Annotated in this window: 11 protein-coding genes; 4 read left to right on the forward strand and 7 right to left on the reverse strand. The window is 68.1% G+C overall.

The window, feature by feature from the left end; genetic code table 11:
• Window positions 1-29 precede the first annotated feature (29 nt).
• Window positions 30-869, reverse strand: a complete 840-nt coding sequence (locus EEB19_RS04080; protein WP_187583443.1) for an ABC transporter ATP-binding protein — start codon at window positions 867-869, stop codon at window positions 30-32.
• Window positions 870-1,005: 136 nt separating this feature from the next.
• Between EEB19_RS04080 and EEB19_RS04085 the strand changes: the two genes are divergently transcribed.
• Window positions 1,006-2,004 (forward strand): LLM class flavin-dependent oxidoreductase, encoded by a 999-nt coding sequence (locus tag EEB19_RS04085; RefSeq protein WP_187583444.1) that lies wholly within the window; start codon window positions 1,006-1,008, stop codon window positions 2,002-2,004.
• 17 nt (window positions 2,005-2,021) lie between these two features.
• Here EEB19_RS04085 and EEB19_RS04090 read toward each other — a convergent pair whose 3' ends face one another.
• The 5 genes from EEB19_RS04090 to ctaD form a co-directional block, all read right to left on the reverse strand.
• The gene (locus EEB19_RS04090) at window positions 2,022-2,483 is read right to left on the reverse strand and encodes a cupin domain-containing protein (protein WP_187583445.1); all 462 of its coding nucleotides are present in this window, start codon (window positions 2,481-2,483) and stop codon (window positions 2,022-2,024) included.
• Window positions 2,480-3,247: an aminoacyl-tRNA hydrolase gene (locus EEB19_RS04095; RefSeq protein WP_262365420.1), complete on the reverse strand. Its 768-nt coding sequence runs from the start codon at window positions 3,245-3,247 to the stop codon at window positions 2,480-2,482. The genes EEB19_RS04090 and EEB19_RS04095 overlap by 4 nt, the downstream gene beginning before the upstream one ends.
• 6 nt (window positions 3,248-3,253) lie before the next feature.
• Entirely contained in the window at window positions 3,254-3,643 is a 390-nt protein-coding gene (locus tag EEB19_RS04100) for a VOC family protein (protein WP_187583446.1), read from the reverse strand.
• 88 nt (window positions 3,644-3,731) lie between these two features.
• Window positions 3,732-4,961 carry a phosphoserine phosphatase SerB gene (gene serB, locus EEB19_RS04105; RefSeq protein ID WP_187583448.1) on the reverse strand — a complete coding sequence of 410 codons (1,230 nt, stop codon included), beginning with the start codon at window positions 4,959-4,961 and terminating at the stop codon, window positions 3,732-3,734.
• A 22-nt stretch (window positions 4,962-4,983) separates the two neighbouring features.
• Window positions 4,984-6,765, reverse strand: coding sequence for a cytochrome c oxidase subunit I (ctaD, locus tag EEB19_RS04110; RefSeq protein ID WP_187583450.1), 1,782 nt, complete (start codon window positions 6,763-6,765; stop codon window positions 4,984-4,986).
• A 363-nt stretch (window positions 6,766-7,128) separates the two neighbouring features.
• Here ctaD and EEB19_RS04115 point away from each other — a divergent pair, with 363 nt between their 5' ends.
• The 3 genes from EEB19_RS04115 (at window position 7,129) to EEB19_RS04125 (ending at window position 9,400) form a co-directional block, all read left to right on the forward strand.
• Window positions 7,129-8,088 carry an ABC transporter substrate-binding protein gene (locus tag EEB19_RS04115; RefSeq protein WP_262365431.1) on the forward strand — a complete coding sequence of 320 codons (960 nt, stop codon included), beginning with the start codon at window positions 7,129-7,131 and terminating at the stop codon, window positions 8,086-8,088.
• Entirely contained in the window at window positions 8,075-8,833 is a 759-nt protein-coding gene (locus tag EEB19_RS04120) for an isocitrate lyase/phosphoenolpyruvate mutase family protein (RefSeq protein WP_187583454.1), read from the forward strand. The genes EEB19_RS04115 and EEB19_RS04120 overlap by 14 nt, the downstream gene beginning before the upstream one ends.
• A gap of 75 nt (window positions 8,834-8,908) precedes the next feature.
• Window positions 8,909-9,400 carry a carbonic anhydrase gene (locus tag EEB19_RS04125; RefSeq protein ID WP_187583455.1) on the forward strand — a complete coding sequence of 164 codons (492 nt, stop codon included), beginning with the start codon at window positions 8,909-8,911 and terminating at the stop codon, window positions 9,398-9,400.
• A gap of 45 nt (window positions 9,401-9,445) precedes the next feature.
• Here EEB19_RS04125 and EEB19_RS04130 read toward each other — a convergent pair whose 3' ends face one another.
• On the reverse strand, window positions 9,446-10,381 hold the full coding sequence (locus EEB19_RS04130) for a methionyl-tRNA formyltransferase (RefSeq protein WP_187583457.1): 936 nt from the start codon (window positions 10,379-10,381) through the stop codon (window positions 9,446-9,448).
• Window positions 10,382-10,417: the final 36 nt, after the last annotated feature.

Below are 10,417 nucleotides of genomic sequence, written 5' to 3' on the forward strand. Positions count from 1 at the left end.
GCGATCGCCTCGACAGTAGCGCCTGCGGTTCAGTCGGCTGCGCGCCGATGGCCGCCCGCCTTGCGGGTGCGGCGCGCGAAATACCGGCCGTCGACCTTGTCGAGGGTGATCTGCTGGCGGAACGCCGTCGACAGGTTCTTACCGGTGAGCACGTCCTCGAGCAGACCTTGATCGACGATGTCGCCCTCGGACAGCAACAGCGCGTGGGTGAAGCCGTCGGGGATCTCCTCGACGTGGTGGGTGATGAGGACGATCGCCGGGGCCTCCGGGTCGGATGCGAGACGACCGAGCCGATCGACGAGTTCCTCGCGCCCACCGAGGTCCAGACCGGCGGCCGGTTCGTCGAGCAGGAGCAGTTCGGGATCGGTCATGAGCGCCCGAGCGATCAACACGCGCTTGCGTTCACCCTCCGACAGAGTGCCGAACAGGCGATCCGCCAGGTGTTCGGCCCCCATCGACTCCAGGGACTCCACCGCCTGGGCGCGGTCGACGTCGTCGTAACGCTCACGCCAGCGACCCATCACGGAATAGCCGGCGGAGATGACCACATCGCTGACGACCTCGCCGGCGGGCACTCGTTCGGCGAGCGCAGCGCTCGAGACGCCGATCCGGGTGGACAACTCGCGCACCTCGACCTTGCCGAGTTCCTCGGTCAGGACGAACGCCGTGCCCGACGTGGGGTGCTCCTGGGCCGCCGCCAGGCGCATCAGCGAGGTCTTCCCGGCGCCGTTCGGACCGATCACCACCCAACGCTCGTCGAGCTCGACCTGCCAGGTGACCGGACCGACCAGGGTGTTCCCGCCACGAACGAGGGTCACGTCCCGGAAGTCGACCAACAGGTCGGGATCGGATTCGAACACGTCGCTCATCGCAGCACTCTCGTCGGTCACTCCCCTATCGTGCACCACCGGTGGACCGACCGCGCGGACCCATGCGACACGTGCTCGGCGACAAGGGAATACATTGCGGCGGAATAAGTGACGACGACACCGCCTTGACCTTCACATGAGTGTTGATCTGTCGATCCTCGATCTCGCCCAGGTCGGCGCCGGCGAGAGTGTCGGGGACAGTTTCGCCGCGAGCGTGGACATGGCGCGTCGCGCAGAGGGGTGGGGCTACCGACGCATCTGGTACGCCGAACACCACAACATGTCCAGCATCGCCTCGGCGGCGCCCGCCGTGCTGATCGCGCATGTCGCGGCGAACACCGAGTCGATCCGACTCGGTGCCGGCGGGGTGATGTTGCCGAACCATTCACCACTCGCGATCGCCGAACAGTTCGGCACCCTCGCCGAACTGCACCCGGGCCGCATCGACCTGGGCCTCGGTCGTGCCCCCGGTGGCGATCAGCAGACGTTCTCGGCACTTCGCCGGACGATGGCCTCGGCGGACCGCTTCCCCTCGGACGTCCTCGAGCTGCAGGGCTACCTCCGCGGCCAGTCTCGAGTCGAGGGCGTCGACGCCACGCCCGGCGCCGGTACCGACGTCCCCCTCTACATCCTCGGCTCGTCCCTGTTCGGGGCACAGCTCGCCGCCACCCTCGGCCTGCCGTACGCGTTCGCGTCGCACTTCGCGCCGCAGGCCCTCGAGGAGGCGGTCGCGCTCTATCGGCGCGAGTTCCAGCCCTCGGACCAGCTCGACGCGCCCTACGTGATCGCGGGGGTCTGCGTGATCGCCGACGACGACCCGGCGGTCGCACAGGCGCAGCTGCGCATGGCGAAACGACATCGCGTCAACGCCCTCTTCGGCCGCAACGGTCGACGGTTCACCGACGAGGAGGCCGACATGATCCTCGACATGCCGCAGGGGCGGCAGATCGACTCGATGATGACCTACGCCGGGGTCGGGACCCCCGCGGAGGTCCTGGCCTATCTCGACTGGTTCGCCGGACATGCCGACGCCGACGAACTGATCGTCGCCTCCATCGCCCCGGACCGGGAGATCTGGCGGAACACGTTGGCGCACATCGCCCCGGCGCGGTCGTTGTCGCCCGCCGGTGACTGACACACCGCAACCGCGGGTCAGCGAGGTGGTTCGAGCCGGAAGTCGGCGAAGTCGAAGCCCGGCACCACCACGCAGCTGACGAGCGCGGGCTCGTCGCCGACGGGACGTGCCCGTTGCCACACACCCGCGGGGACGACCGCCTGCGGCAGCTGACGCTCCTCGACACGCGGGCCCACGAGGACACCGTCGGGAACTCCCGGCCGGTCGCCGTCGCCGCCGAGTTCGAGCAGCACCGGCGACCCACGATGGTGCATCCACAGCTCCGATCCCCGCACGGTGTGCCAGGCCGACTGCTCGCCGGGCAGCAGCAGGAACAGAATGGCGGTCCCGCCCGCGCGGTCGCCCGGGAAATCCTGCGGCAACACCTCCGCGGGGATGGTGAGCGGGCTGCGCCACGTCTCACGGAACCATCCGCCTTCTGGATGAGGTGTCAGTTCCAGGTCGCGCGCCCAGTCCGGCAGCCGCTCCTGCGCCGTCATCCGATCACCTCGGCGACGACGGTGACCGAGCCCGGCGCGACCTCGGTGAACCCGGCATCCCGAACGGCCACCGCCGCACCACGACCCTCGGCCTCGAGCAACGCGTCCCAACGATCCCGGGTGGCTTCGCGGACCACGAGCGGGCATCCGGCGGCCCGCCAATCTCGGGCGGCCGGCAGGTCCATCAGCATGACGGCGAGCATCGAGCCATGTCCGACCTGTGCCGCCGCCTTCCCCACCGACATCTCGAGCTGCGGATTGATCCACAGACACACACCGCGTCCGGGCGGGTCGATCGGCAGCGCGCCCTCCAGATCGGTCCCACCGATCTGCAGACGCGAGATCCGCCGGTCCACGTCGCCGACCCGCCCGGGCACGATGGCGCGAGCCTCGGCGCCGGAATCCTCGACGGTCAGACCCCACACCTCCTGCGCGGCCGCCCATTGCGCCCCGCGTGCACGTCGGGCGATCTTGCGGATGCGGGCATCGCACCAGGCCGCCATCGGGGCGGCCCACGGCCCGTCGCCGCCCGCGCGATCGTCGAGGCACAGCAGGACGGCGGCCCGGGCCGCGGCACTCAACAGATCGGCTCGAGCCGGCGGGTGTGCCTTCTCGATGCGCACGACCATCTGCATCGCGAGCACGTCTGCGGGATCGGCGGGATCGTCGCCCCCGCCCACGTAGCCGACGAGACGTCGGTAGGCGTCATCGAATCGCCCGGTGTCGCCCTGGTCGGCGTCGAATCCCGATGCGGCATCGGACAAGCCGGGTCACCCCCAGTTCTCGGCCTTGGTGAGGCAGAACGGATGTCCGGCGGGATCGAGCAGCACACGCCACGTCTCGCCGGGTTGGTCGTCGGGCACGGTCGCGCCCAACGCGACACATCGGGCCGCCCCGTCGTCGAGGTCGGTGACCGCGACGTCGAAGTGGAACTGTTTGCTGCCGTGCTCATTCGGCCAGGACGGAGGCCGGTAGTCGGGGACGGAACCGAATCCGATCGCCGGTGCGGCGGTTCCCGCGGCCTTCAGCATGGCGTATCCCTCGCCCGCGGCGGTGATCTCCCAGCCCAGCACTGCGGACCAGAACTCGGCGGAGACCTGGGCGTCGGCGCAGTCGAGTGTCACCATCGCGAGGTCGGCGATGTGGTCGGTGGTGGTCATCTCTCGGTGTCCTCTCGTCGTCGGATCGCACACCATGATCATCGCTCGCAGACGCCAGCGCCCGCTTGAACATTCACGACAGACAGCGTCAGGCGAGTGGTACCCGGCGCAGCACGCCGTCTGCCGCGTCGGCCGCCTCGATCTCGTCGCGGGTGACGCCGAGGATGAACAGCACGGCGTCGAGGAACGGATGGCTCAGCGCCGCGTCGGCGACCTCACGCAGCGCGGGCTTCGCGTTGAAGGCGATGCCGAGTCCGGCCACGCTGAGCATGTCGATGTCGTTGGCACCATCTCCGACGGCGATCGTCTGCTCCATCGGCACACCGACCTGATCGGCGAACGCGCGCAACGCCTTCGCCTTCCCCGCGCGGTCGATCACATCGCCGATCACGCGGCCGGTGAGCTTGCCGTCCTTGATCTCGAGGGTGTTGGCGCGGACGAAGTCCAGTTCGAGTTCGTGTGCGAGGCCGTCGATCACCTGCCGGAAGCCGCCGGACACCACGCCGCAGTGATAACCGAGGCGGTGCAGGGTCCGGATGGTGGTCCGTGCACCCGGCGTGAGTTGCAGCGAACCGGCCACGTCGTCGATGACTGCGGCGTCGAGGCCGGCGAGGACCGCCACCCGCTGATGCAGCGACTCGGTGAAGTCGAGTTCGCCCCGCATCGCCGCCTCGGTCACCGCGGCGACCTCGGCCTCGCGACCCGCACGCGCGGCGAGCATCTCGATGACCTCGCCCTGGATGAGCGTCGAGTCGACGTCGAACACGATCACCCGCTTGGCACGCCGCGCGAGCCCGCCCCGTTCGATCGCGATGTCGACCCCGTGGCCGGCGGCGACGGCGGCGAGTCCCTTGCGGAGGGCGGAGTCGGCGGCGACGTCGTCGCGGCCGACGCTGACCATGAGTTCCAAACCGGTCAGCGGATAGTCGGCGACCCCGCGGATCGAGTCGATGTTGGTGCCCTGGCCCGCCAGTTCCGCGGCGATGGCACGAAATGCCTTCGCGGTGACCGGACTCCCCAGCACCACGACCGCGTGACTGGCCGGTCGGCGTCCGGCACTGGCCGGCCCGACCTCGACGATCACGTCGATGCCGATCGACGCCATCGCCTGCTCGACGACCTCCTGGAGCCGTTCGGGATCCCCGACCGACGCGACGAGCACGCCCAGGGTGAGTCGTCCCCTGATCACGACCTGCTCGACGTCGAGCAGGCTGACCCGCTGACCGGCCAGGGCACCCATGAGTACCGAGGTGACCCCGGGCTTGTCCGGCCCGGTGACGGTGATCAGAACTGTGGTGTCGCCTGGTTCCTTCGCCACGTGTTCGCGTTCGCCCGCGGCGTTAGCGCGGATCCGGGTCCCCGGACGCCTCGTGGGTGCCGGTCGTCAGCGGACCACGACGGGTGTCCTCGACGGCCTCACTCTCGTGGCCATGACCCGGTCCTACGTGCGCCTCGGCGCGCATTCGCTCGATCATGTGCGGATAGTGCAGCTCGAACGCCGGACGCTCGGACCGGATTCGGGGCAGCTCGGTGAAGTTGTGCCGCGGCGGCGGGCAGCTGGTGGCCCACTCGAGCGAGTTGCCGAAGCCCCACGGGTCGTCGACGGTCACGACCTCGCCGTAGCGGTAGCTCCGGAAGACGTTCCAGAGGAACGGCAGGGTCGACAGGCCGAGGATGAAGGCGCCCACGGTCGAGATCATGTTGAGCGTCGTGAAGCCGTCCGACGGCAGGTAGTCGGCGTACCGGCGGGGCATGCCCTCGTTGCCCAGCCAGTGCTGCACCAGGAACGTCGTGTGGAAGCCGATGAACGTCAGCCAGAAGTGGATCTTGCCGAGCCGTTCGTCGAGCATGCGTCCGGTCATCTTCGGGAACCAGAAGTAGATGCCCGCATAGGTGGCGAACACGATCGTGCCGAAGAGCACGTAGTGGAAGTGCGCGACCACGAAGTAGCTGTCGGACAGGTGGAAGTCCAGCGGTGGGCTGGCCAGCAGCACACCGGTGAGGCCACCGAAGAGGAACGTGACGATGAAGCCCACGGAGAACAACATCGGCGTCTCGAACGTCATGTTCCCTCGCCACATCGTGCCGATCCAGTTGAAGAACTTCACACCGGTCGGGACCGCGATGAGGAACGTCATGAAGGAGAAGAACGGCAGCAACACGGCGCCGGTCACGTACATGTGGTGAGCCCACACGGCCACTGACAGCGCGGCGATCGACAGCGTCGCGTAGACCAGGCCCGAGTAACCGAAGATCGGTTTCCGCGCGAACACCGGGAACACCTCGGACACGATGCCGAAGAACGGGAGCGCGATGACGTACACCTCGGGGTGACCGAAGAACCAGAAGAGGTGCTGCCACAGGATCACACCACCGTTGGCGGGGTCGTACAGGTGCGCGCCGAACTGGCGGTCGACCTCCAGGCCGAGCAGGGCCGCGGTCAGCAGCGGGAACACGAGCAGGATCAGCACGCTGGTGACGAGGATGTTCCAGGTGAAGATCGGCATGCGGAACATGGTCATGCCGGGAGCACGCAGACAGACGACGGTCGTCACCATGTTCACGCCACCGAGGATGGTGCCCAGACCACTCACGCCCAGACCCATGATCCACAGGTCGGCGCCGACGCCCGGCGAATGGATCGCGTCGGTCAGCGGGGTGTAGGCGGTCCAGCCGAAGTCGGCGGCGCCGCCCGGCGTCAGGAAGCCGGCCAGGGCGATCGACGCACCGAACACGAACAGCCAGAAGCCGAAGGCGTTGAGTCGCGGGAACGCGACGTCCGGCGAACCGATCTGCAACGGCAGGACGAAGTTGGCGAACCCGATGACGATCGGCGTCGCGTAGAAGAGCAGCATCACCGTGCCGTGCATGGTGAACAGCTGATTGAACTGCTCCGTGGACAGGAACTGCATGCCCGGATGAGCCAGTTCGCCACGCATCAGCAGCGCCATCAGGCCGCCGATCAGGAAGAAGGCGAAGCAGGCCGTGATGTACATCATGCCGATCAGCTTGTGATCGGTGGTGGTGATCAGCTTGTAGATGAACGAACCCTTGGGCTGATAGCGCTCCGGGAAGGGACGCACTGGAGCCACTTGCGTGGTGGGCTGGTCGACCGCGGTCACAGATCCTCCTCGTTGCGCAACCAACGGGCCGGTCACCTGCCGTTTCCCATCGGTCGCCACATGAACAAAACGAGCGCTGGTTACTGATCCTAAACCCTCGAAGGGGCGGTGGCCGAACGGGTCCTACGATCCGTCGTATTTGATTCCGGGAGGGTCGGAAACACCCAGTTCAGGGTATTCGGAACAGGCGACTCGCGGTCCCTGTGGACGTGCCTTCGGACCACCCTCTGCGGGGCCCGTGTGCGGGCGGGCGGGAGCCGGGCCCGCCGGTGCTAGCGTGTTCGCGTGCAGCGCAGCGGCGAAACCCCGGTTCACACGGCCCGTCTCACCCGCCGTCGGTTCACGCGTCGGGTCCCCCGCGCGATCGCCGTGACGGTCTGCGCGGTCACCGCCGCCGCGCTCGCCGGCTGCAGCGAAGAGGGGCCGCTCACCACACCCGACGGGTCGCCCATCTCGTCCGTCACCACCCGCGTGGCCGAGGTGAACATCGTCAACGCCGACCGCGACCTCTCGAAGACGTGCCTGGCCCCCACCGCTCCTGACGCCGGACAGACCGATGCCGGCCGCATCGTCGTCACCGACCCGTCGTTGCTGGATGCCGTGTGCGCCCTCGGACTCGGCCCCGAGGTCGTCGCCGTCACCGCCGACCCCGGCTCGATCCCGGCCTATCTCGGCCCACAGCTCACCTCGGTGCCGACGATCGGGACCACCCCGGACGCCGCCGCGGTGTCGACGGCCGCGCCCGACGTCGTCCTCACCACGCCCCGGACCACCGGTTCGTCGGCCGCCTTCCCGGACGCCCGGGTCGTCACCGTCGCGCCGTCCGCGGACTGGCAGGCACGGTTCCAGTCCGTCGCCGACGGCCTCGGCCGCTCGGAGACCGGTGCCCGACTGCTCGAGGAGTTCCGGACCGAGGCACAGAAGACGGGTCGCCGCATGGACGCCCAACACAATCAGGTGTCACTCGTCCGGTTCACCGGCGACTCGGAGATGATCGCCGGCACCGATTCCTTCGCCGGCGGCATTCTCGCCGACATCGGTGTCCAGCGCCCCGAACCGCAACGATCGCCACAGTCGTTCACCGTCACCGACAAGAACTTCACCGACGCCGACGGGGATCTCATCTACGTCAGCTTCCAGGGCGATCGTGGACTCGAGCACGGCAAAGACGTCCTCGAGAGCGACCGCTGGCTCGACATGGGTGCACCGACCTGGAAACGGGTTCTCGCGGTCGACGACCAGATCTGGTACGGCGGAGCAGGATTGTCGGCAGCATGGTTGGTACTCAACGACGTGAAGGGCTCCCTCGATGGCAACTCGTGATCTCGCGACCTCGGCACAGGCACTGCTCGATCTGCACCGCCCGGGTGACCCGGGCGTCTTCCCCACCGTGTGGGACGCCTGGTCGGCCGGGCTGGCGGTCGAGGGCGGATTCGCCGCGCTGACCATCGGCAGCCATCCGGTGGCGGACTCGATCGGACGCGCCGACAACGAGGGCATGACGTTCGAGGAACTGCTCACCAGGGTTCGGCAGATCAGCGGCGCGGTCGACGTCCCGCTGTCCGTCGACATCGAATCGGGGTACGGCGAATCCCCCGAACGTCTCATCGAGGGGCTCCTCGACGCCGGCGCCGTCGGACTCAACATCGAGGACACCGTGCACTCCGAGGGCGGGCGGCTGCGTGAGGCCGCCGAGCACGCCGACCTCGTCGGCGCGCTCCGCCAGGCCGCCGACGGCGCCGGGGTCCCGCTGGTCGTCAACGCACGCACCGATGTGTTCCTCAAGCAGGTCGGCGACGAGGCCGACCGGGTCGACCTCGCCATCTCACGGCTGCGGCTGTGTGCAGACGCCGGAGCGCGGTCGCTGTATCCGGTGGGATTCCACTCCGACGACGTCCAGCGCCGACTCGCCACAGAACTGCCGCTGCCGGTCAACGCGATCGGCAACCCCGCGCAGGGCTCGCGCGCGCACTTCGCCGAGCTCGGCGTCGGCCGGGTCAGCTTCGGACCGCTGTGGCAGATGAATCTCGCGGAGCGGGCCACCGAATTGCTCACCGACTGGCACTGACGCCACGAACACGGGTTGTCGTCACGTTGAGTTCAACCCTCACGCCGGGAGCTCCGGACATATAGACATCGGTGCATGAGTGTCACCGATGAGTACCTGGCCAACAACGCCGACTACGCGAAGTCCTTCTCCGGTCCCCTTCCGCTGCCCCCGAGCCGGCACGTCGCGGTGGTCGCGTGCATGGACGCACGGCTCGACGTCTATCGGATCCTCGGGCTCGAGGACGGCGAGGCACACGTCATCCGCAACGCGGGCGGCGTCGTCACCGACGACGAGATCCGGAGCCTCGCCATCAGCCAGCGCCTGCTCGGCACGACCGAGATCATCCTCATCCACCACACCGACTGCGGGATGCTGACCTTCACCGACGACGACTTCAAGCGTGAGATCCAGTCTGAGACCGGACAGAAGCCCGCATGGGCCGCCGAGGCGTTCGGAGATCTCGACGAGGACGTCCGTCAGTCGATCACCCGGATCACGAACAGCCCGTTCATCACCAAGACGAGTTCATTACGCGGGTTCGTGTTCGACGTGGCCACGGGCGTGCTGAACGAGGTGACCGCCTGAGGGGGTCGTTACCGACGGCTCGTGCCGGGGCCGTCCGCCGCCGCATCAGCCGAGGTAGCCGCCCCCGTACGGGAAGAACGTCTTCCCATCGTGCTCGACACCGTCGTCGGTGCGCAGACGCTCGATCACCAGTCCCCTGTTGCGGCCGAGATGGGCGTCCGCACCGGCGACGATGACCATGCCATCGCCCTCGTGGATGAACACCCGCCCGGGTGTTCCGCCGTAGATGCATTGCGACACCGAGGCTTTCGTCACCCTGAGCCGCTCCCCGCGGAAATGCGTGTAGGCGTTGGGGTATGGATCGGACTGCGCGCGGACCAGTCGATCGATCTGGTCTGCGGGCCACGTCCAGTCGATGCGCGAGTCGATGTCGGCACGCTTGTGGAAGAACGTCCGTGCGGCGAGATCCTGCGGAGTCCACACCGCGGTGCCGGTCTCGATGAGCTCGAGGGCCTCGGTGAGCACCTCCGGGATGATGTCGATGGTGGCGCGCACCAGTTCGGTCGCGGTCGACGTCGCGGTGATCGGCACCGACTTCTGCAGCACGATGTCGCCGGTGTCCAGACCGTCGTCCATCCGGTGCGCGGTCAGACCCACCTCCGACTCGCCACTGATCAGCGCCCAGATGACCGGCGAGAAGCCGGTGAACTTGGGCAGCAGCGAGTCGTGCAGGTTGAGGGTGCCGTGGGGCGGGAGGTCGAACAACTCGCGCGGCAGCCACGTCCGCCAGTTGTTGGCGACGATGATGTCGGGTTCGGCGGCCTTGACCCGGGCGATGAGGTCGGCATCAGGGCGCTGGGCCAGATGGACGGGGATGTCGTGCGCGCGTGCCAGCTCCTCGACAGAGTCCGACCAGATCGTCTCGTAGGAATGCTCACTCGGCGGATGGGTCACCGACAGCACGACCTCGTGCCGCGAGTCGACGAGCGCCTCGAGGGTCTTGTGGCCCCAGGTCTGATATCCGAAGGTGACGACGCGCATGGATGAACCTCATGTCGGAGAGCGGACGGAGTGTCG

The sequence above is a fragment of the Gordonia sp. OPL2 genome, assembly GCF_003797825.1.
Taxonomy (GTDB): Bacteria; Actinomycetota; Actinomycetes; order Mycobacteriales; family Mycobacteriaceae; genus Gordonia.